Origin of the sequence: Serratia proteamaculans (assembly GCF_013337185.1) — a bacterium.
Classification (GTDB): Bacteria; Pseudomonadota; Gammaproteobacteria; order Enterobacterales; family Enterobacteriaceae; genus Serratia; species Serratia proteamaculans_D.
The window spans coordinates 1,702,183-1,723,757 of record NZ_SWDE01000001.1 but is presented as its reverse complement, the minus strand read 5'-3'; the positions used below and the strand labels follow the sequence as shown (position 1 = coordinate 1,723,757).

Genomic DNA, 21,575 nt, shown 5'->3' with positions numbered 1-21,575 from the left:
CTTCTTCGTCACAGAGTAATGCATGTGAAAATACGTGTTTTGGTACTAACCCTGCTCGCTTTGCAGGCAGGAGCAGGCATCGCGCCGCGCGCGCTGGCCAGTGAAAATAACGCAATCACCCGTGCCGCCGAGCCTGAACTGGCTTCCGGCAGCGCCATGGTGGTGGATATGCAGACCCACAAGGTGATGTATGCGCGTAACCCGGATGAAGTGGTGCCTATCGCTTCGATCACCAAGCTGATGACCGCGATGGTCACGCTGGACGCCCATCTGCCACTGGATGAAATGTTGTCGGTGGATATTCATCAGACACCGGAGATGAAAGGGGTCTACTCGCGCGTTCGTCTGAACAGTGAAATCAGCCGTAAAGATATGCTGTTATTGGCATTGATGTCGTCGGAAAACCGTGCGGCCGCCAGTCTGGCGCATCATTATCCGGGTGGTTACGGTGCCTTTATCAAAGCGATGAATGCCAAAGCCAAATCCCTGGGGATGACCAACACGCGTTACGTGGAGCCGACCGGGCTGTCGATTCATAACGTTTCGACTGCACGCGACCTGACCAAGCTGTTGATTGCCACCAAGCAATATCCGCTGATTGGCCAGCTCAGTACCACCACCGAACGCATGGCGAGTTTTAAGGATCCGAACTACACATTGCCGTTCCGCAACACCAACCATCTGGTCTACAACCAGAAATGGAATATCCAGTTGACCAAGACCGGTTTCACCAACGAAGCGGGACACTGCCTGGCGATGCGTACCATGATCGGTAGCCGCTCGGTATCGCTGGTGGTGCTGGACGCCTTCGGCAAGTACACCCACTTCGCCGATGCCAACCGCCTGCGCACCTGGATCGAAACCGGTAAGGTGACGCCGATCCCGGCGGCGGCCCGTGATTACCGCCGTCAGAAAGATGCCCGTCTGGCGAAGAACGAAACCGAATAATCTGTTTTGCGGCCTGCGGAGTTTTTCTGCAGGCCGTTTCCCCTCCTGATGCAGCCTTATCCTTGCCGTCAGCAACATCTCCAATTACCTTGGGTAGAGCCGCGGTGCCAATCCATCCGCTATCATTAATGAATACTCTATCGTCGTGAGGACAGTATCCCATGAGCAAGGTTGCCACTTTTGTCATGTTTCAGGGTAATGCCCATGCCCAACAGGCTATTGATCTTTATAGTGAGTTGTTCGCCGGCTTCAAGGTTCAGCAGGTGCAACATTATGATGACAGCAATGATGGGCCGCTGCGGATCAGGCAGGCATTCATCGACTTTGAACGGCAGAGACTGATATTCACCGATAGCCCAATCAGCCATGATTTCAGCTTTACCCCGGCGATATCCCTGTTTGTTAATTTGGCCAATGAAACCGAACTTGACCGGGTTTTCACCCGTCTGGCAGAAGGCGGCAAGGTGCTGATGCCGATTGATGACTATGGTTTCAGTGCGCGGTTTGGTTGGTTGAACGATCGCTTTGGTTTGTCCTGGCAACTGAATGTACCTGTCTCAGGGTAAAGTGACGCTCAATCTGATTTTGTGCATTAACTGATGGTTTTGAATAATTTAACGCCCGTGCACGCTCCCGGCGATGGTGGGCGAAGCTGGCAGTGACTAAGATCACGATTTTAGTTAATAAATCTTTATGATTTTGATATCCAAATGTTAACATCCTGCCGCTTTCATTAGCAATGCTAATGATATTGTTGTTATCAAGGAAAATACAGAATGGATTATCAAAATGTCTTTCAATTGACTGAACAGGAAAAAAACGAGCTATTTTCAGCATTGGATAAAATAGCTTACGATCCTGCCGGTGGCGATTCTTATATTCACGAGATCAGAACGGCAATGACCAACTTTTTACCTCATAGGGTGAGCGCAGCTCTGGGGAAACAAAGAGCGTCAATCAGTCCCAGACCTTACTTTATTTTAAAAAATGCCCCTGTAGATAAAGAAGTATTTTTCTCCCCTTGTCCAAATCAATATACACCATCTGCCAAGTCAGGAAGTATCAGTGAAAACCTGCTAGTGGGAATATCTTCTTTGATCGGCGAGCCTTACTCCATGTACTTCGAGGGTAAGGAAATTATTAATAACTTGATCCCCAAGCGTGAAGCAAAAAAGGAATATACCGGCTTGGGTTTTGATGTGGAATTGGATTTCCATATTGAAAACGCGGCGCTGAAGCATCTTGAGCAGTTCAATGTCTCACCTATGGGGCTACTGTTGGCGGGAGTGCGGCGTGATCCGCAAAGCCCAATGACGCGTATTTCAGACTCGCGGCTAGCCATCACTCAGCTCGGTAGGGAAGATATTGAGACCTTGTCCAGCCCACTTTATAACATCAAACTTCCCTACCGTTGGCGGAACTCCACTCAGGGTGGGCGGGAAGAAACCGCGCTGGTGCCATTGATTTCGCAAAATCATATCTTGCCGGATGTCAGCGCCGTATTTTACCCAGGCATGATTTTTTCCAGCACGCCGCGGGCGGAAGCCGCGTTGGAACGTTTTTATGGTTTGATTAAAGAGAACGCGATTGGCATTGATATTCGACCTGGTGATCTCGTCTATATCGATAATAGATTTGCTCTACACTCCCGGGATAAATTTACGCCTTCTTATGATGAAAATGACACACCATTGCGTTGGGTACAGCGGGTCTTCATTTCAGCCAGCCTTTGGAACCACCGTAATCTTAATCAGGTTGAAGAGCGAATTTTCTCGATTTAAGGTGTTTTATTCATGTTAAACGTTTTCTTTTCTATTTTGCCTATTTTTTTATTAATTGTACTTGGTTTTTTATCCAAGGTTTACGTCAAGGATGTTGCTGTTTTTTGGGGGTTCTCTGATAAATTTGTTTATTATCTTTTCTTTCCTGCATTATTGATTCTTGATATTAGTGAGGCGAATTTTAGTGGCGCGGATAGTTTCTATCCTGTAATGGCAACAATAATTTCAACCCTGGCAATTGCCTTGATTATCTTTGCTGTTAAGTTTTTTGTTGATACTTCGCCCGATTTGTTTACCTCAATCTTCCAGGGCGGAGTCAGATACAATTCTTATGTATTCATCGCACTGTCTCAATCACTGTTTGGCAGCGAAGGCGTCGCGTTGTCCGGTTTCTTTGTGGCTTACATGATTATTTTGACCAACATCATGAGCGTACTGGTGATGAACCACTACGGTACTGGCAGCAAGAAAAGCCTTAGCGGTGCGGTGCTGGCGTTAACCAAAAACCCTTTGATTATCGGTGCGTTACTGGGCGTGTTGATGAATGTGCTCGATCTACACATTACAGGCGCGATCAAGCAGTTATTCCAGTATTTGGCTAACGCTGCCACGCCACTGAGTTTGATGTCGGTCGGCGCCGGATTGATTGTCAGCATGCATATTCGCAAAATGGTTTCCATTTCCTACGCCACGTTACTCAAACTGGTAGCGATGCCGTTGATCACTATTGTGCTGATAAAATATTTTGGCGCGACTGGCGCCCCGGCCAGCATCGCCGTGCTCTATTCCGCCGTCCCTTGCGCAGGTAACGCTTATATTTTGGCGCGGCAAATGGGTGGCGACCACGAGGCGATGGCATCGATTATTACCTGGACCACCTTGCTGTCTGTCGTGACAGTGACATTTATATTAGGGAGTATGACGATTTAACCGCTCTGCCGGGCTCTGATGGAACAGAACCCGGCGTTTTCAGGCATCATCCCATACCCATTCATTGGCGTTTGCCGCTATGCTAAACAGGCGACAACTGATGAATTAAAAGGATGAATCATTTTGGCCGGAAGTAGCTTACTGACGTTAATCGATGATATTGCCTCACTGCTGGACGATGTCTCGCTGATGACCAAAATGGCGGCGAAAAAAACCGCCGGGGTATTGGGGGACGATCTGGCGCTCAATGCGCAACAGGTTTCCGGGGTTAAGGCCGACCGCGAGCTGCCGGTGGTGTGGAGCGTGGCTAAAGGGTCGTTTATCAACAAGGCGATCCTGGTGCCGCTGGCGTTACTGATCAGCGCATTCGCCCCCTGGGCCATTACGCCGCTGTTGATGGTGGGCGGTGCCTACCTGTGCTACGAGGGGTTTGAGAAAGTCTTTCACAGCCTGACCCACAGCAAACAAGCGGGTGAAGAGAAGAAAGAGGCGCTGGATGCCAACGAAGATGTGGCGGCCTACGAACAACGCAAAGTGAAAGGGGCAATACGGACGGACTTTGTGCTGTCCGCCGAGATTATTGCCATTACGCTGGGCACCGTAGCGGGAGCCACCTTCAGCCAACAGGTGATCGTGCTGTGCGGTATCGCCATTGTGATGACGGTGGGGGTTTACGGCATCGTGGCCGGCATCGTCAAACTCGACGATCTGGGGCTGTATCTGAGTCGTAAAAGCAGTGCCGCGGTGCGTTCAGTCGGTAACGGAATTGTCAGTGCTGCCCCTTACCTGATGAAGACGCTGTCGGTGGTTGGTACCATCGCCATGTTTATGGTCGGTGGCGGCATCCTGACCCACGGTCTGCCGCCGGTGCATCATCTGTTTGAGGACTGGGCGTCTTACGCCACCGTGGTGCCGACCTTCGGCCAGATCTTGCAGGGGGTTATTCCTGCCTTGCTCAACGTGGTATTTGGTTTGATTGCCGGCGGCGTGGTGCTGCTGGTGGTTTCGGCTCTCGGTGCCATTCGTGGCCGTTTAAAAGCCTGATGATATTGCCGGGTGCAGTTGCTGCACCCGGTTTATCACTATTGCGGAAAATTATCGCTACCTTCCCCCAGCATGCGTTGCATGATGTGAGTATCACGCCACTCGCCCAATTTAAAACCCACCGCCTTTAGCGTGCCTACGCTGCTAAACCCCAGTTTCTGATGCAGGGCCAACGAGCCATGATTCTCTTTGGCATTGCCAACGGTAGCCAACATCTGGCGCCAGGGGCCCAGCTCGCAGCGGGCGATCAATTCGGCCAACAACAGCTTGCCAATACCCTGACCTTGCTGACCATCGGCAATATAGACCGATTCCTCTACGGTAAATCGGTAGGCCGGGCGAGGGCGATAAGGGGTGGCGTAACAGTATCCCACCACCTGACCCGCCCGTTTGGCCACCAGCCAGGGCAGCCCAACCTCCAGCACCTTACCCAGTCGCTGTTGCATTTCCTCCAGCGTCGGCGGCGTTTCTTCGAAGGATGCGGCGCCATATAACACGTGGTGAGCGTAAATCTGTTGCACTGCCGCCATGTCATCTGGCGTGGCATCGACGAGCAGCAGCGGGGCAGAATGGAGCATGATAGTTCCTGTTTACCTTAAAAATCAGAAGATAAGCGCATTATGCGCCGCCTTCATCAACAAGGTAAATTGGGCTTTCTTATGCTGGAGATAAGAAAAACCTATGGTGTTGCCATGACGGTTCATCATGCACCGCGCATTAACTGCGCCACCGACTGCTGCAAATAACGCAGCAACGCCGGGGTCAGCCAGGTGCCTTCAGTCAGCGTGGGTTCCCGTTCCATCGCCTGGCGAATTTTCATCTGGGTGGCCGGGTTGGTGCCGGCATAGGATTGGAACAGCTCAAGCCATTGGGCTGCCAGCTGTTTCGCCTGCCCGGACTCCGGCGGTACGCCGTCATTGAGCGCCTGATGGAACCGGGCGATCAGCGCCGGCCATTCCTGCAAGCGGGTAAAATAGTGTTGGCGTACATAGGCGTATTCTTCCTCAGACAGGTATTTCTGGTAGATAGACAGTTTGGTTTCGGCAAAGGCCCGGGTCACATAGTCAGTCATCGCCGGGGTGATACCGGTTTGTTCGCGCATGGAGGGCTCGTCGGCATGCATAGCGTTAAGCCGGGTGAGAAACGCCGGGTTGCCTGCGGTATCGCGCTCCAGCATCTGCATCCACCGCCGGGCCAGAGTCTGTGCCTGTAGCGTTTGTGGGGCAACGCCACTGTCGATTAACTGGCGCATGTTGCTGACCAGTTCGGCCCATTGCTGATTGCGCATGGGATCGGCCTGATAGAACGGCAGTTGTGCCAGTTCGTCGGCGGTAAAATATTTGTCGTACATGATCATTAACTCCAATGTCGTCAGCCAGTCGTTCAGTTCAGGTTCTTCCCCGGCGGTGAGCTGTGCATGCATCTGTTGCAAACGATCGCGCAGTGCGGCGGTCTGGGCCAGTTGCTGCTCCAGCATGGCTATTTGCTGTTCAATCACCGTCGTTAGCGTCATCCCCGAACGTGCCAGAATTGCCCCGACTTCCGCCAGCGGGATCCCCATTCGGCGCAGCGCCTGAATATGGTGCAAGCGGCTAATATCAGCCCGGTTATATAAGCGATACCCGGCGTCGGAACGCGCAGAGGCAATCAGCAAACCAATGCTGTCGTAATAATGCAGCGTCCTGACGGTGATGCCGGAACGGCGGGCCAGTTCGCCAACTTTCAATAGCATGTGATGTGCTCCTCCCTTGTGCGTGCAGAAATACTAAAGCCTGACGTGGCGTGAGGGTCAATAGGGGAAATGAGGATATTTTCGGGGGGAGTTGCGGGCTCCATTAATAGAACCCGCAATTGAAATCAATGGATTGATTACCAGCCTTTTACCGCGCCGCCGTTGAAGATTTTCTCGGCGGCAGTGGCGACCTCATCCGACTCGTAGGCCTTGATGAAGTTTTGCACGTTCGGCGCATCCTTGTTGTCTTCACGCGTCACGATAATGTTGGTGTACGGCGAATTCTTGTCTTCGATAAAGATGCCGTCTTTGGTTGGCGTCAGACCGGTCTGGTTGATGTAAGTGGTGCTGATGACGGCGACGGTGACTTTAGGGTCATCCAGCACCTGCGGCAGTTGCGCGCCTTCCAGCTCCATAATCTTGTAGTTATGCGGGTTGGCGCTGATATCCAGCGAGGTTGGCAGCAGCCCTTTGCCCGGTTTGAGCGTGATCAGACCGGTTTTTTCCAGCAGCAGCAGTGCGCGGCCGAGGTTGGTGGGATCCAGCGGGATGGCAATCACCGCACCGTCCTGCAGTTCTTTCAGTGATTTGATTTTTTTCGAATAGCCGGCCATCGGGAATACGAAGGTATTGCCCACTTCCACCAGCTTGTAGCCGTGATCTTTATTCTGCTGTTCGAGGAACGGCCGGTGCTGGAACACGTTGGCATCCAGCTCGCCTTTATCGGTAGCGTCGTTGGGCAGCAGCGAACCGCTGAAACCGACCAGTTCAACCTCCAGGCCGTACTTCTCTTTCGCTACCTGTTTGGCAACCTCCGCCACGTCCTGCTCTGCGCCATTGATGACCCCGACCTTGATATGATTCTGATCGGTTTTTTGGTCGCAGCCTTGCAGCATCAGTACGGCGGCGAATGCCGCCAGCAGTGGGGTATAACGCCAGTTTTTGGACATCGACTTCTCCCTGAAAAAAACAATGAAATCAGTTGGTTTTGTGCTGTTAGCTAAGCCTGAACCCGTGGGGAAGTCAAACATCTGCTCAGCACAAAGGCTTCTAACTAATAACAGGAAGTTTTATTGCGCGCCCTTATTTGGCGCGAAATACCACGATGCCCGGCGTGGCCAGTACGTAATCCATAAAGGGTGAGTCCACCACCTGCATATTTTCTTTGCGTGAAGAGGCGTTACGCAGCACCGGGCCGTTTTCGGTCATGATATAGATGCCGGTATGGGTGACGTCCAGCCCGGCCAAATGAGTGTAAATGCCGATGTAATCGCCGGTGTGCAACTGGGCCAGTACCTTGTCGTCAATAAAATCGCTGGGCAGGTAGGTGATACTGCGCTGAACGTTTTTCAGCCCCGGCAGATAGCTGCTGCCGTCTGACTTTTGGTTCAGATTTTTCACCAGCGTTACCGTATGCGGGCTGAGTGAGGCGGTGATATCCGTGACGTTGGTTTTGGCCTGGTGGGACCAATCGCTGAAGAAATGCTTGCGTTGCAGGAAGCTGATTTCACCACTGGCATAACGGATGTGGGTCAGCCGCTGGACAAAATCGGTCTGGCTGCTCGCCTGGCGCAGGGCATCGACGTAATCGATATAGGTAAAACAGTCCAAACCACGGAAGTCGATCACCAGTTTTTCCGGCGTATCCTGCGAGCCAATCAGCATGTTGGCCACGTAAGGTGTTCCCAGGAAGGGCCGTGACAGCAGATCGATCATGTAGCCGCTGTCCTGCTGCTGCTCTGCCGGTGCGGCGGCGCGCAGGGCGAGAAGCTGATTGAGTTTGTTTAACGTCTGGTTATCCATGCTGGCCTTGAGATCTGCGGGTGGGGTAGTAATGGGTTCAGGTGTTTGCCCAACCGGAATTTTATCTGCGCAGCCGCTGAGCGCAATAGCCAATATCAATGAAACAACCTTGTACATTTTCCCCTCCGATGGTTTTGGCTCGTGATGGTGAAAATGATAACAGCTCTCACTATCGTCTGGAGGGGCAATGCTTAAACATAGCCTCAACGTTCGGTTAACACTTAATAACCGATTTCACTGTTAAACGGCAGGTACCAGAACAGGGCGATTTCGTGATCGGCGATGTCCGGTTGAGCGCGATACAGCAGGTGATCGATGCCGCCGAGGATAAAACCAAAGCGCTGATAACAGCGGCAGGCGGGCAGGTTGGTGTTTTGCGTTTCCAGCATCAGCCCGGCGGTTTCGTGGCGCTGCGCCCACTGGCGGGCGGTTTCCAGCAATGCGCTGGCGACACCCAGGCGGCGCACGTGGGCGCTGACCACGATTTCTTCAATCAGCGCATAGCCGTTCCAGTTATTGCTGAGCGTGATATGGCCGACCGGCTCGCCGCGATGACGGGCCAGAAAGGTGTCGCTTTCATCGTTAACGAACGGGGCCAGCGGGTAATTCTTGCGAAAGGGGGTAACCGGTAGCAACGGCCAACTTTCGACCGGTGCATCAAAAACCGGCTGAGCGTAGTGGGCGATGTGAAAGCTAAAGTCGCAACTGGTCAGGTAGCCGTCGGGTAAACGGCTGACCGGGGCAATTTGGATCGCCTGGCTCATGGGGCAAGCTCCCTCAGCAAACGCGCCGGGTTACCGGCATAGATCCCCTTACGGGTGATATTTTTGGTGACCACCGAACCGGCACCGATCACTGCGCCGCTGCAGATTTCCACCGCCAGCACTGTGGCACCGGAGCCGATGGAAACACCATCACCAATTTGCGTACGGCCCCAACTGCCGGCATCGGCATTGGGCGCGCCATCTTTAAACAGATCGTTGGCGAAGGTGACGTTGTGGCCGATAAAGCAGTCTGCGCCAATAGTGACATATTCACAGATAAAGCTGTGCGACTGAATTTTGCTGCGGGCGCCAATACTGACGTTTTTTTGGATCTCGACAAAGGGCCCGACGAACACCCCATCACCGAGTCGACAGCCATACAGATTACAGGGCTGAACGACGGTGACATTTTGACCGGCGTCGACATCGACAATACCGGCCTGAAGAACACGAATGGCGGATGACATGACATTCCTCACGGCAGTGACGCAGGGGGGGAATTATAAAGCAAACCATCGGCACGTCTGTGCTTTCCGAACGTTTTTTCAGCGAAAGACTATAATTAGTACAGGGGAGAGAGCCCCGAGGCCGCAATCCTCGTACGGTTAGCAATCCGTCAGAGGGGTAAATTCGTTCGCCGAGCGCGACCTACGGCGATGGAGGAGGTGTCTCATGGTTAGTCATGTTTGGGGACTTTTGGCGCATCCAAGCACCGAGTTCGAACAAATCAAAAGCGAGAACGAAAGCGTCTCGCACCTTTACACCCACCATGTACTGCTGCTGGCGTTGATACCGGTTGTCTGCGCCTTTATCGGTACCACCCAACTGGGCTGGCTCTCCGGCGAAGGACAGGCTATCCGGCTCGATATGTTCACCGCATCCTATACCGCGGTAGCTTTCTACCTATTGATGCTGGCGGGTGTGGCCATCATGGGGAAAGTGATCCACTGGATGGCACGGCGTTATGAAGTGCGTCCGAGTCTGCATCGCTGCATGGTGTTTGCCGGCTATATTGCTACCCCGATGTTCCTCAGCGGCATCGTGGCGCTGTATCCCGTCGTGTGGCTGTGTCTGTTTGTCGGCGTGATTGGCCTGTGCTATTCGGGCTATCTGCTGAATCTGGGCATTCCGCACTTCCTGAATATCGACAGTAAAGAAGGGTTTATCTTCTCCAGCTCTACCTTTGCCATCGGCATCTTGTTGCTTGAGCTGCTGCTGGGGGTAACGGTACTGCTGTGGGGGTATGGTTCCTGGTTATTCTAAACTCTGTTTTGATATTGCCCCTCACGCCGGTCTGGCGTGGGGGGCTTTTGCTATTCAGGGTTGGCGAAATACCAGCATCACGCCAAACAAAATGGCCGCCATGCCCAGCATGCTGATGGCCGCCAGCGCATGGCCGAGCAGCAGGTAATCCAGCAGCGCGGTCACCGCCGGGATCAGGTAGAACAGGCTGGTGACCTGCACCAGATTGCCGTGTTGAATTAGCCGGTACAGCAAAAAGGTCGCCAACACCGAAATCACCACCGCCATCCACAGCAGCGGTACGATAAATGCCGCACTCCAATCGACCCGCAGCGGTTCAAAGGGTAACACCAGCGTACACATCAACAACCCGACCGCGTACTGCAACGGCAACACGGCCAGCGGCGCTTGGGCCAGGCCTTTTTGCAGCAGCGTACCGGCGGTCATGCAGCCCAGCGCGACAAAGGCACACAGCATGCCGAGCAGCGAAAAGTGCGCAACCATCAGGCTTTGATATACCACCAGCGTTAACCCGGCCATCGCCAGCAGCAGCCCAAGGCCGCGCAGCCCGGAACAGCGGCGTTCGGTAATGAACTGAGTGAGGATCGGCTGAACGCCAAGCAACGTCGCCAATACGCCGGGAGTAATGCCTTGTTCCAGCGCCAGCAGATAACATATCTGGTAACTGCCGATCATCAGCAGCCCGATCAGCGCGACCCGACGGCGGGTGCCGGGTGCGGGCAGGCATTGCCGTTGCCACAGGCCGATCGCCAATAGCAGTGCCAGCGCGATAGCGCAACGGAAGAATAAAAAGGCAAAGGCGGAGGCATGCTCCAATCCCCAGCGAGAGAAAATCGCGCCGCTGCTCCAGAGCAGGACGAATAGCGTTGCCAGGCCGGCGTTGGCCCATTGGGAAATAAATCGCATTTGGTTTTCACCTGTCGTGAAAGTAACAAACTCCAGTACGCACGGCGGTCTTCGCCTGAACGTAAATCAATAAAAGCTGGAGGTGAGAATTCGGTTTGGCTTAGCGCACAACCACAGAGCGTGGTGGGTAAGCAGCAACCGCAGAGACGACAGAGAAAACGGCGGGTGGGGCAGAGGATGCGCACAGCAGAACGACGGCCGGAAGGGTCGTGTTCGCAGGATCTTTCATGTGCGCAAACTGAGTCATTGATATTCCTGAATGCAGGGAGTTATTAACCTATCCAAAATAGTGAAATTTGGCAGGCGGGGCAACATAAAATTAACAAAATCTCCCGACCAGCGCTGGCCGGGAGAAATCATCTTACCGGTTATTGTCGGCCCAGTTTTTCCGTTTGCTGGTTTTGCCCAGGCCCGGATTAAAGCTGTTGGTCGGATCGGCAGAGCGGTAGAACGCCTGCAGGTCTGGCTTGGCCGGGTACAGGTGGCCGACGTTATGTTCCGCCGGGTACTCCGCGCCGCGCTGGTCGAGGATCGCCAGCATTTTCTCTTTCAATGCGTGGCTGTCGACGCCTTTTTTCACCACATAATCCTGGTGGAATACGTGACACATAAAGTGGCCGTAATACAGCTTGTGCACCAGTTGGCTGTCGATTTCAGGCGGCAGGGTTTCGAACCAGTCGGTGTCGTTACGGCGCAGCGCGATATCCAGCGCCAGAATATCTTCTACCTTGTCGGCGTGCACCGCATGGTAACGCACGGCGGCACCGGCGGCGGCAAAGCGATGCAGGAAGGCTTTCTTGCCCTCGTCCGGGGTGCAGGTGAAGAACTCGCCGTCGGCCTGGGCAAAGTACTGTTTCAGGTACTGCTGCGCTTCTTCCACGCCCGGACCGGCCATTTTCAGCAGCAGGTGATGTTCAAAGCGTTCGCGGTAGTCTTTCATCCGTTTCGGCAGGTGGCTGGGGGCCAGATGGCTCAGGCCCTGCATCAGCCGGTCGGTCAGGTTGTGCGGCAGTAATGGCAGCTTGTTAAGGCTGGCATCCATACGGCCTTTCAGGGTGAAGAAGCTGGGCATCTGGTCGGTGCCGAGCTTGTCGATCATCATAAAAGTATCTTTGCCGTACACTTCGGCAATATCAAAAATATCCCGGTGCATATACTCGCCGGCTACCGGCAGGTTGTCGAACTGGCTCAGCATATGGCGACGCAGTTCGGTCAACACGGCGGTGTCGTTGGTACCGATATAAAACACCTGTTCCTTGCCTTCTTTCTCAAAGGTGTCCAGCCGCACCGCAAACACCGCCAGCTTGCCGGCGCAGCCGGAGGCCTCGTACAGGCGGCGCTTGTCGGCATTAAACCGGGAGGGCGTATCGGCATCGACATCGCGTACCCGGCTGGCGTATTCGTTGTCGGAAGCACGCAGTTCGCCGTGCTCGACATCCTCCGGCCGGTAGTCGCCTTTTTCCAGCCGGGTGAGAATTTCCTCCGGCGTATCGCCCAGGTTAATCCCCAAATGGTTTACCAGCCGCAATTGACCGTCTTCCCCCAACTGGGCATACAGCGCCATCTCGGTGTAGGCCGGGCCGCGTTTGACCAGCGAACCGCCGGAGTTATTACACACGCCACCGATCACCGACGCACCGATACAGGAGGAGCCGATGACCGAATGTGGCTCGCGGCCATAGGGTTTAAGCAATTTTTCCAACTGATTGAGGGTACTGCCGGGGAAACCGACCACCTGTTTGCCGTTATCCAGCACCTGCACGTGGTTGAGCCGCAGGGTGCTGATAATGACGACATCGCGGTCGTAGTCATTGCCGCTGGGGGTTGAACCTTCGGTCAGGCCGGTGTTGGCCGCCTGCATGATGACAATTTTGTCGGCAGCGACGCAGGCCTCCAGCAGTTGCCAGAGCTGCAACAGGCTGGTTGGGAACACCACCGCCAGTGCCTGGCCAACGCCGGAGCGAAAGCCTTTGCGGTAGCGTTCGGTGCTACGTTCGCCGGTCAGCAACTGCGGGCCGCCGACGATGCTTTTCAGCTGATTGAGAAATGTCTGGTTGGACTGCGTCATGCCGATCTCCCTTCGAATAAATTAATTTAGTGACTTATTAGGATACTAACCTGGTGGCTTAATAACGTTCTGCAAAACCGGCCTGGCGTTCTTCGTCCCGCAGCGTCAGGATCTCCACGCCGTCGGCGGTGACTGCCACGGTGTGTTCCCATTGGGCCGACAGCTTTTTGTCGCGGGTTACCACCGTCCAACCGTCTTTCTTCTGTTTAATCCGGTGGTCGCCCTGGTTAATCATGGGCTCGATGGTAAACACCATGCCCTCCTGCAAGACCATTCCGGTTCCCGGTTGACCAAAGTGCAGCACCGCCGGCTCTTCGTGCATATCCCGGCCGATACCGTGACCGCAGTACTCACGCACAATACTGTAGCCGGCCTGTTCGGCATGCTGTTGAATAGCGTGGCCGATATCACCCAGCGTCGCCCCCGGTTTTACTGCCCGGATGCCTTGCCACAATGATTCATACACGTTGTTTACCAGTCTTTTGGCCACCGGCGTGGTCTGGCCGATACAGTACATCTTGCTGGAGTCGGCGATATAGCCGTCGTTTTCCAGCGTAATGTCGACATTAACAATCATGCCGGAACGCAAGATTTTGCTGACCGACGGAATGCCGTGGCAGATAACGTCGTCAATTGAGGTATTGAGCACATAAGGGAAATCGTACTGCCCTTTGCTGGCCGGGCGCGATTTCAGCTCATTGACAATAAAGGCCTCGGCCCGGTCGTTGATCTCCATGGTGGAAATACCTTCGACAATCACCTCATCGAGCATAGCAAACACCTGCGCCAGCAGGGCGCCAGAGTGGCGCATTTTGGCAATCTGTTCCGGCGTTTTGATCACAATCTCTTTCACCCGACAATCTCCTTCAACGTCAGCGCGTTATCTTTCATCATTTTTTTAACCAGTTGGGGATAGGTCAGTTCCGGATGGAACTCCGCCAACATGCCAATCTTGATCCAGTACTCTGCCTGCGCGTTGATCGAACGCGTCATCGTCAGGCTGGCGAGGCGCAGATCGTCATGCAGCGCGTCTGAAATTTTCACAATGCCCATCGTCGGCTCCATAAGTGATTTATATACGGAGTGTATATGGTTTGGATGCTGCACATTTTGCTTTCTGTGGCATGGGAATATTCTTGTTCACAGTGATTGTCGCCGCCCGGCAATGCGTTTATTGTGATAAACGACTTTTTTACACTGATTTTTCAGAAGGATTTAGGGCGTGAGCAAATTACGTGTTGGGGTGATCTTTGGCGGTAAATCGGCGGAGCATGAAGTTTCGCTGCAGTCGGCAAAAAACATTGTGGATGCAATCGACAAAGAGAAGTTTGACGTCACGCTGCTGGGGATCGACAAGCAGGGGCAATGGCACATTAACGATGCGTCCAATTACCTGCTGAATGCGGAAAACCCGGCGCTGATCGCGCTGAACCGCTCAAATAAAAATGTGGCGCTGATCCCCGGCCAGGAGAAACAGCAACTGATCGAATCAGGCAACGCCGGTGCGCTGGGCCAGCTCGATGTCGTGTTCCCAATCGTACACGGCACCTTGGGCGAGGACGGTTCGCTACAGGGGCTGTTGCGAATGGCTAATCTGCCGTTCGTCGGTGCCGGCGTGCTGGGGTCGGCGGTCAGCATGGATAAAGACGTGACCAAACGCCTGCTGCGCGACGCCGGGCTGGCGATAGCACCGTTTGTGACGCTGACCCGCAGCAACCGCGCCAAATTCAGCTTTGATCAGCTCAGCGAACGTCTGGGGCTGCCGCTGTTTGTTAAACCGGCCAACCAGGGCTCTTCGGTGGGCGTCAGCAAGGTACAGGATCGCGCTGGTTTTGAGGCTGCGGTGGCGCTGGCGTTCAGCTTCGATCATAAGGTGCTGGTGGAGTCGGCGATTGTCGGCCGTGAAATAGAGTGCGCGGTATTGGGCAACGACGAACCCCAGGCCAGCCTGTGTGGCGAAATCGTGCTGAGCGACGCCTTCTATTCTTACGACACCAAATACATCAATGAGCAGGGTGCTCAGGTGATAGTGCCGGCGGCGATTGAGCCGGAGGTGAGCGATAAAATCCGCGACGTGGCGCTAAAAGCCTTTCGGGCGCTGGAGTGTTTCGGGCTGGCGCGCGTCGATGTTTTCCTTACGCCGGATAACAACGTGGTGATCAACGAAATCAACACGCTGCCAGGCTTCACCAATATCAGCATGTACCCCAAACTCTGGGCCGCCAGCGGCGTCAGCTACAGCCAATTGATCACTCGCCTGATTGAGCTGGCGCTGGAACGCCATCAGCAGGATCGCGCGCTGAACAGCTCGGTGTTTGATCGGTAAGTGGGCATAAAAAAAGAACCAGGTTGGTAGCCTGGTTCTTCTATTTTTTGCGCTGAAAGAGAGCGCTACTGCATGTACTTGTCATCCGGTTTTCAGTGTACCCGGTGTTTTGTTTGATTACAAATTGTGCAGCCTGCTTTATAATCAATGGCGATGACAGGTGTGTCAGAGTAGTGCATGGCGGGTGGTGAATCACACACGATTTCCATTGGTCCCAACTGGATACGGGTGGTGCCGTCCAGTTTGCTCCCACCTAAAGGTGTGCTGCATGTACTTGTCATCCAACGGGTACTCATTGTAAGGGACTGACCAAGAGCAATTATGGTGAAGTGCGCACCCTCTGTCACAAGGAGTGTGCAAGTGATAACTGCAAGTCTTGTTCTATTGACGTTACAGACAGTGCTTGTCTGTTTGCAAATTATCGTTGTCATCAAGCAACTGACTCGTCGTCCATAGGGAAATGGCGGGAACTTAATCAAGAGCTGAGCTAACCACTCAGCTCTTTTTTGAAGCTGATTTCTTATTTCACCGTTACATCAATATCGCCAAAATATTTCTTCGCCAGCTCGCTCACGGTGCCTTGCTGCTTCACTTTGACGATCGCCTCATTCAGCTTTTTCTTCAGCGCGTCATCACCCTTACGCAGGCCGAAGGCAATGCCCTCACCGAGGATTTTGTCGTCGCTGACCGCATCGCCGACAAAGGCGAAACCCTTACCGTCCGGGTGCGCCAGGAAACCGCTTTGGCCTGATGGCGCCATCACCAGCGTTGCGTCGAGCCGCCCGGCGGTCAGGTCAAGATAAGCCTGGTTCTGATCCTGATAGGACACCACGTCCACACCTTGCGGTGCCCAGTGGGCCTTGGCGTAGGTTTCCTGAATCGAGCCTTGCAGCACGCCGACGTGTTTGCCCGCCAGCGAGGTGGCGTTTGGCAGCAGACCGCTGTCGGCCTTGGCGATCAGGCGATTTGGCACCTGATAGATTGAATCGGTAAAGTCTATTGCCTGACGACGCTGGTCGGTGACGTTCATCGCCGAGTTGATGGCGTCGAACTTGCGAGCCTTCAGCGCCGGGATCAGGCTGTCGAACGAGGTCTCGACCCAACTGCATTTTAGCTGGGCGGCGGCACATACCGCGTTGCCCAGATCGATATCAAAGCCTTCGAGCTTGCCGCTGGCCGATTTGGATTCGAACGGGGGATACAGCGCTTCCAGCCCGAAGCGCATCGTGTTTTCCGCCGCCAGCGTGGAACCGGCGGCCAGCAGGCAGCCTGCGGCGATCAACGTTTTCAGTGATTTCATAGTTGGAGCCCTTTTCCCATGGTCAAAGCAAAAATAACTGCGTTATACCTGACACAGACGGCGTGCGCCCTCCAGCAGGGTCTCATTGTCTTTTGAAAAACTCAGTCGAATGATGCCGGTGTTGGTGCCGTCGCTGTAAAACGCCGACAGCGGGATCGTCGCGACCTTGGCTTCGCGGATCAGGCGCACCGCAAAATCGTTGTCGCTTTCACTGCTGAAGCCGCTAAAGCGGGCCAGCATAAAGAAACTGCCACGGCTGGGCAGTAATTCAAAGCGCGAATCCTGCAGCGCGCTCGCCAGTAAATCACGTTTTTGTTGATAGAAGGCCGCCAGACCCAGATAACTTTGCGGATTGCCCAGCGCCTCGGCGAAGGCGTACTGCATCGGCGTATCGGCGGAGAACACCATAAACTGATGTACCTTGCGGATCTCGTCCATCAACGCTGCCGGCGCCATGCAGTAACCGACACGCCAGCCGGTCACGTGATAGGTTTTGCCAAATGACGACACAATCACGCTGCGTTCGGCCAACTGTGGGTGGCGCGCCATGCTGTGGTGGATATCGCCGTCGAACACCACGTGTTCATAAACCTCGTCGGACAGGATGACGATATCAGTGTTGCGCGTCAGGGCGGTCAGCCGTTCGATGTCATGCTCGCCAAACACGCTGCCGGTCGGGTTGTGTGGACTGTTGACGATGATCATCCGCGTTTTGCTATTGATGGCGTCGGCGACTTCGTCCCAGTCAATATGCAGATCCTGCAGCGACAGTTTGATGGCGACCGGCGTTGCGCCCTGCAAGCGCACGATCGGCGCATAGCTGTCGAACGCCGGTTCGAAATAAATCACCTCATCGCCCGCATGCACCAGTGCGCTGATGGCGGAATACAATCCTTCACTGGCACTGGCAATAACCGTGATTTCTTCGTCGGCGTCATAGCGTGCGCCATACAAACGTTCAACTTTATCCGCCAGTGCGGTGCGTAATGCCGCCACACCGCTCATCGGTGCGTACTGGTTATGACCGCTGCGCATGGCTTGGGCCACCGCTTCGACCAATTGCGGTTCACAGGCGAAGTTCGGTGCGCCCTGCGACAGATTCAACGCCTGATGTTCGGCGCTAAGCTGGCCGATAACGGTGAAAATAGTGGTGCCGACGTCCGGCAATTTCGAGCGGTGTGAGCAGGCGCTCAGCATGAGTGGCTCCAGTGAATGGGGGAGGTATCGTTTGATTAAGCATCACAGAGGGTGGGCCAACAAGGGAAAGTTTGTCATACTAGCCATGAGTTAATCTCATGGCTTGAGAGGCCGTTATGTCGTCATCCTTACCATCGCTCGACGTATTGAAAACCTTTGTGGTAGTGGCGCAAAGGCTTAATTTCACCCATGCCGCCCAGAGTCTGCATCTGACGCAGGGCGCGGTCAGTCGGCAGATCCTCGGGCTGGAGCAGCATCTGGGTTACCCGTTGTTCAGCCGTCGGGCGCGTGGCCTGACGCTGACCCCGCAGGGCGCGATGCTGCTGGCACCGGTACAGCAGGCGCTGGGGCAACTGGACGAGGCACTGGCGCGGGTGGGAGCGCAACCGGGCACTCTGCGCATCAAGTGCCCAACCTGTGCCATGCGCTGGGTGCTACCGCGCATTATCCGGCTGCAAAATGAACGGCCGGAAATGCATATTGAGCTGACCGCCTCGGTGTCGCACGGGCTGGATTTTGGCGCAGAACATTTTGATGCCGCGGTGGTCTTCGGTCAGCCACAGGGCAAAAAATTGCGGGTACATCATCTGTTCGATGAAATTCTCACGCCGGTCTGCACGCCGTCTTACCTGCCCGACATGTCACGTCCCCCCACGCCGGCCGATTTGGCGGATAAAACCCTGCTGCACCCAACGCGCGATCGCCGCGACTGGCTGTTGTGGCTGAAGGCGGCGGGGAGTGAGGCGTTGCCATCCGGTAAGGCGCAGCATTTCGATACGCTCGATCTGGCGATGAGCGCCGCGTTACAGGGGTTTGGCATCGCTATCGGTGACCTGTGCCTGTTGGAGGAAGATATCCAGGCGCAGCGTATCGTCACGCCGTTCCCGCTCAGCGTGGTCAGCGGCGCAGCCTATTATTTGGTCTATCCTGAACGGGCGATGGTGCCGATGCCATTAACCGAACTGGTCAATTTCCTCAGCGATGAAGCGGCGCAAAGCCGTAGCCGGCTGCAAAACTATCGACCGGCCTCCGCTAACAGCTTGTAACTTTTAACATTACAAATTATTTCTGCGCCGAAAAGGAGTTATGGCACACTGCCTTTTCACATTGATAAATCATCTCCGTCGCCGCCTGCGGCGGGAACATGCCTGAGATTAAATAATATGAAATGGCTTTGTGTGGTGAGTATGTTGTCCGGTCTGGCCATCAGCCCGGTTTTTGCGCAGGAAAGCGCCGTAATCCAGGGCGTTAATGCCCAGCAGCGCGACGCCTTTGTCAGCAACCTGATGAAACAGATGACGCTGGCCGAAAAAATTGGCCAGTTGCGCTTAATCAGCGTCGGTCCGGATAACCCGAAAGAGGCGATCCGCGACGGCATCAGCAAGGGGCAGATTGGCGCCATCTTCAATACCGTCACCCGACCGGATATTCGCGCCATGCAGGATCAGGCGATGCAGCTCAGCCGCCTGAAAATTCCGTTGTTCTTTGCCTACGACGTGGTGCACGGCCAACGCACCGTGTTCCCGATCAGCCTCGGCCTGGCGGCCAGTTTTGATCTCGAAGCCATCGCCCTCAGTGGCCGAGTGTCGGCACAGGAAGCCAGTGATGACGGCCTGAACATGACATTCTCACCGATGGTTGATATTACCCGCGACCCGCGCTGGGGCCGGGTTTCTGAAGGTTTTGGTGAAGATACCTGGCTGGTATCCAAAATTGCCAAAGTGATGGTGGATGCCTATCAAAACGGCGACCCGTCCAAGCCCGGCTCAATCATGGCCAGCGTGAAGCACTTTGCGCTGTACGGTGCCACTGAGGGCGGCCGCGATTACAACACCGTCGATATGAGTCCTCTGAGAATGTACCAGGACTACCTGCCGCCTTATAAGGCCGCGGTTGACGCCGGCAGCGGCGGAGTGATGGTCTCGCTCAACTCGATAAACGGCATTCCGGCTACCGCTAACCCCTGGTTGCTGAAAGATTTGCTGCGCGATCAGTGGGGCTTCAAGGGTATCACCATCAGTGACCACGGTGCGATTAAGGAACTGATCAAACACGGCGTGGCCGCAGACGCACGCGATGCGGTGCGCCTGGCGATCACCTCCGGCGTCGATATGAGCATGAGCGACGAATATTACGACCAATACCTGCCGGGGCTGGTGAAGGACGGGCTGGTATCGGAAAGTGACATCGACCGTGCCTGTCGCGACGTGCTGAATACCAAATATGATATGGGCCTGTTTAAAGACCCTTACACCCATCTTGGCCCGGTCGGTTCCGATCCGCAGGACACTAATGCCGAAAGCCGTTTGCATCGTGCCGAAGCGCGCGTAGTTGCGCGTAAGACTATGGTGCTGTTGAAGAATGATAAGCAGACGCTGCCACTCAGCAAGCAGGCGACCATTGCGCTGGTCGGGCCGATGGCCGACAGCCAGCGTGACGTGATGGGCAGTTGGTCGGCGGCCGGGGTGATTAAACAGTCGGTCACCCTGCGCGAAGGGCTGGAACATGCGGTGGGCGACAAGGCGAAAATCCTCTACGCCAAGGGCGCCAACGTCACTCAGGACAAGAGCATTATCGACTACCTGAACGAGTATGAGCCGGCGGTGGTATTTGATACCCGTCCGCCACAGCAGATGATCGATGAGGCGGTGCAGGCTGCGAAGAAAGCCGATGTGGTGGTCGCGGTGGTGGGTGAATCGCAGGGCATGGCGCATGAAGCTTCAAGCCGTGCCGACATCACCATTCCACAAAGCCAGCGTGACCTGATCGCCGCGCTGAAGGCGACCGGTAAACCTCTGGTGCTGGTGCTGATGAACGGCCGACCGCTGGCGCTAAGCTGGGAAAGCCAACAGGCGGACGCGATGCTGGAAACCTGGTACAGCGGCACCGAGGGCGGTAATGCGGTGGCCGACGTACTGTTTGGCGACTACAACCCGTCGGGCAAGCTGCCGATGACCTTCCCGCGTTCGGTCGGGCAGATCCCGATGTACTACAACCATCTCAATACCGGCCGTCCGTTCGGCAAGGAAAACCCGGGCAAGTACACCTCCCGCTACTTCGACTCACCGAACGGCCCGCTGTATCCGTTTGGTTATGGCCTGAGCTACACCAGCTTTAGCCTGTCGGATCTGAAACTCTCCAGCCCGACGATGGAGCGCAACGGCAAGATGACTGCCAGCGTCACGCTCAAGAACACCGGTAAATATGACGGTGCCACAGTGGTGCAGTTGTATCTGCAGGACGTGACCGCTTCGGTCAGTCGCCCGGTGAAAGAGCTGCGTAACTTTAAAAAGGTGATGTTGAAAGCGGGGCAGTCGCAGAAGGTGGAGTTGCCTATCACCGAAGAGGATCTCAAGTTCTATAACGCCAGCCTGAAATGGGGCGCGGAAACGGGCAAGTTTAATGTGTTTGTCGGCCTGGATTCCGACGACGTACAGGCGCAGAGCTTTACGCTGAAGTAATATCTGATGGCCCTCTCTCGCTACCGCGGGGGAGGGTTTTATTGGCATTGCC

At 54.8% G+C, this 21,575-nt stretch carries 21 protein-coding genes; 9 read left to right on the top strand and 12 right to left on the bottom strand.

Going from position 1 to position 21,575, the window contains the following annotated elements; genetic code table 11:
• Window positions 1-18: 18 nt before the first annotated feature.
• The 5 genes from pbpG (at window position 19) to FCL49_RS08015 (ending at window position 4,703) form a co-directional block, all read left to right on the top strand.
• Window positions 19-948 (top strand): D-alanyl-D-alanine endopeptidase, encoded by a 930-nt coding sequence (gene pbpG / locus FCL49_RS08035; protein ID WP_017892020.1) that lies wholly within the window; start codon window positions 19-21, stop codon window positions 946-948.
• Window positions 949-1,109: 161 nt separating this feature from the next.
• The gene (locus FCL49_RS08030; protein WP_174353120.1) at window positions 1,110-1,514 is read left to right on the top strand and encodes a VOC family protein; all 405 of its coding nucleotides are present in this window, start codon (window positions 1,110-1,112) and stop codon (window positions 1,512-1,514) included.
• Window positions 1,515-1,724: 210 nt separating this feature from the next.
• The gene (locus tag FCL49_RS08025) at window positions 1,725-2,729 is read left to right on the top strand and encodes a TauD/TfdA family dioxygenase (RefSeq protein WP_174353119.1); all 1,005 of its coding nucleotides are present in this window, start codon (window positions 1,725-1,727) and stop codon (window positions 2,727-2,729) included.
• Between the two features lie 12 nt (window positions 2,730-2,741).
• The gene (locus tag FCL49_RS08020; protein WP_174353118.1) at window positions 2,742-3,659 is read left to right on the top strand and encodes an AEC family transporter; all 918 of its coding nucleotides are present in this window, start codon (window positions 2,742-2,744) and stop codon (window positions 3,657-3,659) included.
• Window positions 3,660-3,782: 123 nt separating this feature from the next.
• The gene (locus FCL49_RS08015; protein WP_174353117.1) at window positions 3,783-4,703 is read left to right on the top strand and encodes a DUF808 domain-containing protein; all 921 of its coding nucleotides are present in this window, start codon (window positions 3,783-3,785) and stop codon (window positions 4,701-4,703) included.
• Window positions 4,704-4,741: 38 nt separating this feature from the next.
• Here the strand turns inward: FCL49_RS08015 and FCL49_RS08010 are convergent, their stop codons facing one another.
• The 6 genes from FCL49_RS08010 to FCL49_RS07985 all read right to left on the bottom strand — a co-directional run bounded on the left by FCL49_RS08010 (window position 4,742) and on the right by FCL49_RS07985 (window position 9,469).
• Window positions 4,742-5,281, bottom strand: a complete 540-nt coding sequence (locus tag FCL49_RS08010; RefSeq protein WP_174353116.1) for a GNAT family N-acetyltransferase — start codon at window positions 5,279-5,281, stop codon at window positions 4,742-4,744.
• Between the two features lie 125 nt (window positions 5,282-5,406).
• The gene (locus tag FCL49_RS08005; RefSeq protein WP_174353115.1) at window positions 5,407-6,435 is read right to left on the bottom strand and encodes a MerR family transcriptional regulator; all 1,029 of its coding nucleotides are present in this window, start codon (window positions 6,433-6,435) and stop codon (window positions 5,407-5,409) included.
• Window positions 6,436-6,572: 137 nt separating this feature from the next.
• A complete protein-coding gene (locus FCL49_RS08000) occupies window positions 6,573-7,385 on the bottom strand; it encodes a MetQ/NlpA family lipoprotein (protein ID WP_174353114.1) in 813 nt (270 codons plus the stop codon).
• Window positions 7,386-7,518: 133 nt separating this feature from the next.
• Window positions 7,519-8,355 carry a DUF1460 domain-containing protein gene (locus FCL49_RS07995; protein WP_174353113.1) on the bottom strand — a complete coding sequence of 279 codons (837 nt, stop codon included), beginning with the start codon at window positions 8,353-8,355 and terminating at the stop codon, window positions 7,519-7,521.
• 104 nt (window positions 8,356-8,459) lie between these two features.
• Window positions 8,460-9,002 (bottom strand): GNAT family N-acetyltransferase, encoded by a 543-nt coding sequence (locus tag FCL49_RS07990; protein ID WP_174353112.1) that lies wholly within the window; start codon window positions 9,000-9,002, stop codon window positions 8,460-8,462.
• On the bottom strand, window positions 8,999-9,469 hold the full coding sequence (locus FCL49_RS07985; RefSeq protein ID WP_174353111.1) for an acyltransferase: 471 nt from the start codon (window positions 9,467-9,469) through the stop codon (window positions 8,999-9,001). The genes FCL49_RS07990 and FCL49_RS07985 overlap by 4 nt, the downstream gene beginning before the upstream one ends.
• A 205-nt stretch (window positions 9,470-9,674) precedes the next feature.
• Here FCL49_RS07985 and FCL49_RS07980 point away from each other — a divergent pair, with 205 nt between their 5' ends.
• Window positions 9,675-10,265, top strand: a complete 591-nt coding sequence (locus FCL49_RS07980; RefSeq protein WP_012005797.1) for a Yip1 family protein — start codon at window positions 9,675-9,677, stop codon at window positions 10,263-10,265.
• A 54-nt stretch (window positions 10,266-10,319) separates the two neighbouring features.
• Here FCL49_RS07980 and FCL49_RS07975 read toward each other — a convergent pair whose 3' ends face one another.
• The 4 genes from FCL49_RS07975 to FCL49_RS07960 all read right to left on the bottom strand — a co-directional run bounded on the left by FCL49_RS07975 (window position 10,320) and on the right by FCL49_RS07960 (window position 14,292).
• On the bottom strand, window positions 10,320-11,171 hold the full coding sequence (locus tag FCL49_RS07975; protein WP_174353110.1) for a DMT family transporter: 852 nt from the start codon (window positions 11,169-11,171) through the stop codon (window positions 10,320-10,322).
• A 361-nt stretch (window positions 11,172-11,532) separates the two neighbouring features.
• Window positions 11,533-13,239 (bottom strand): D-lactate dehydrogenase, encoded by a 1,707-nt coding sequence (dld, locus tag FCL49_RS07970; protein WP_174353109.1) that lies wholly within the window; start codon window positions 13,237-13,239, stop codon window positions 11,533-11,535.
• 58 nt (window positions 13,240-13,297) lie between these two features.
• Window positions 13,298-14,092, bottom strand: a complete 795-nt coding sequence (gene map / locus FCL49_RS07965; protein ID WP_135315645.1) for a type I methionyl aminopeptidase — start codon at window positions 14,090-14,092, stop codon at window positions 13,298-13,300.
• Window positions 14,089-14,292, bottom strand: coding sequence for a ParD-like family protein (locus FCL49_RS07960; RefSeq protein ID WP_006324220.1), 204 nt, complete (start codon window positions 14,290-14,292; stop codon window positions 14,089-14,091). The genes map and FCL49_RS07960 overlap by 4 nt, the downstream gene beginning before the upstream one ends.
• A 169-nt stretch (window positions 14,293-14,461) precedes the next feature.
• On the opposite strand from FCL49_RS07960, the gene ddlA reads away from it, so the two are divergent.
• Window positions 14,462-15,565, top strand: a complete 1,104-nt coding sequence (ddlA, locus tag FCL49_RS07955; protein ID WP_174353108.1) for a D-alanine--D-alanine ligase — start codon at window positions 14,462-14,464, stop codon at window positions 15,563-15,565.
• A gap of 520 nt (window positions 15,566-16,085) precedes the next feature.
• On the opposite strand, the gene FCL49_RS07950 is transcribed toward ddlA, so the two are convergent.
• Together FCL49_RS07950 and FCL49_RS07945 are read right to left on the bottom strand one after the other, a co-directional pair.
• The gene (locus tag FCL49_RS07950) at window positions 16,086-16,865 is read right to left on the bottom strand and encodes an ABC transporter substrate-binding protein (protein WP_174353107.1); all 780 of its coding nucleotides are present in this window, start codon (window positions 16,863-16,865) and stop codon (window positions 16,086-16,088) included.
• Window positions 16,866-16,907: 42 nt separating this feature from the next.
• Entirely contained in the window at window positions 16,908-18,062 is a 1,155-nt protein-coding gene (locus FCL49_RS07945) for a pyridoxal phosphate-dependent aminotransferase (protein WP_174353106.1), read from the bottom strand.
• 116 nt (window positions 18,063-18,178) lie between these two features.
• Here FCL49_RS07945 and FCL49_RS07940 point away from each other — a divergent pair, with 116 nt between their 5' ends.
• Both FCL49_RS07940 and bglX read left to right on the top strand, forming a co-directional pair.
• Window positions 18,179-19,108: a LysR substrate-binding domain-containing protein gene (locus FCL49_RS07940; RefSeq protein WP_174353105.1), complete on the top strand. Its 930-nt coding sequence runs from the start codon at window positions 18,179-18,181 to the stop codon at window positions 19,106-19,108.
• A 117-nt stretch (window positions 19,109-19,225) separates the two neighbouring features.
• Entirely contained in the window at window positions 19,226-21,523 is a 2,298-nt protein-coding gene (bglX, locus tag FCL49_RS07935; protein ID WP_174353104.1) for a beta-glucosidase BglX, read from the top strand.
• The last annotated feature ends 52 nt before the right edge of the window (window positions 21,524-21,575 follow it).

Excerpts from the sequence above, each read along its gene's own strand:
- pbpG (WP_017892020.1), top strand. The coding sequence starts at position 19 with ATGCATGTGAAAATACGTGTTTTGGTACTAACCCTGCTCGCTTTGCAG.
- FCL49_RS08030 (WP_174353120.1), top strand. The coding sequence starts at position 1,110 with ATGAGCAAGGTTGCCACTTTTGTCATGTTTCAGGGTAATGCCCATGCC.
- FCL49_RS08025 (WP_174353119.1), top strand. The coding sequence starts at position 1,725 with ATGGATTATCAAAATGTCTTTCAATTGACTGAACAGGAAAAAAACGAG.
- FCL49_RS08020 (WP_174353118.1), top strand. The coding sequence starts at position 2,742 with ATGTTAAACGTTTTCTTTTCTATTTTGCCTATTTTTTTATTAATTGTA.
- FCL49_RS08010 (WP_174353116.1), bottom strand. The coding sequence starts at position 5,281 with ATGCTCCATTCTGCCCCGCTGCTGCTCGTCGATGCCACGCCAGATGAC.
- FCL49_RS08005 (WP_174353115.1), bottom strand. The coding sequence starts at position 6,435 with ATGCTATTGAAAGTTGGCGAACTGGCCCGCCGTTCCGGCATCACCGTC.
- FCL49_RS08000 (WP_174353114.1), bottom strand. The coding sequence starts at position 7,385 with ATGTCCAAAAACTGGCGTTATACCCCACTGCTGGCGGCATTCGCCGCC.
- FCL49_RS07995 (WP_174353113.1), bottom strand. The coding sequence starts at position 8,355 with ATGTACAAGGTTGTTTCATTGATATTGGCTATTGCGCTCAGCGGCTGC.
- FCL49_RS07990 (WP_174353112.1), bottom strand. The coding sequence starts at position 9,002 with ATGAGCCAGGCGATCCAAATTGCCCCGGTCAGCCGTTTACCCGACGGC.
- FCL49_RS07985 (WP_174353111.1), bottom strand. The coding sequence starts at position 9,469 with ATGTCATCCGCCATTCGTGTTCTTCAGGCCGGTATTGTCGATGTCGAC.
- FCL49_RS07980 (WP_012005797.1), top strand. The coding sequence starts at position 9,675 with ATGGTTAGTCATGTTTGGGGACTTTTGGCGCATCCAAGCACCGAGTTC.
- FCL49_RS07975 (WP_174353110.1), bottom strand. The coding sequence starts at position 11,171 with ATGCGATTTATTTCCCAATGGGCCAACGCCGGCCTGGCAACGCTATTC.
- dld (WP_174353109.1), bottom strand. The coding sequence starts at position 13,239 with ATGACGCAGTCCAACCAGACATTTCTCAATCAGCTGAAAAGCATCGTC.
- FCL49_RS07960 (WP_006324220.1), bottom strand. The coding sequence starts at position 14,292 with ATGGGCATTGTGAAAATTTCAGACGCGCTGCATGACGATCTGCGCCTC.
- FCL49_RS07950 (WP_174353107.1), bottom strand. The coding sequence starts at position 16,865 with ATGAAATCACTGAAAACGTTGATCGCCGCAGGCTGCCTGCTGGCCGCC.
- FCL49_RS07945 (WP_174353106.1), bottom strand. The coding sequence starts at position 18,062 with ATGCTGAGCGCCTGCTCACACCGCTCGAAATTGCCGGACGTCGGCACC.
- FCL49_RS07940 (WP_174353105.1), top strand. The coding sequence starts at position 18,179 with ATGTCGTCATCCTTACCATCGCTCGACGTATTGAAAACCTTTGTGGTA.
- bglX (WP_174353104.1), top strand. The coding sequence starts at position 19,226 with ATGAAATGGCTTTGTGTGGTGAGTATGTTGTCCGGTCTGGCCATCAGC.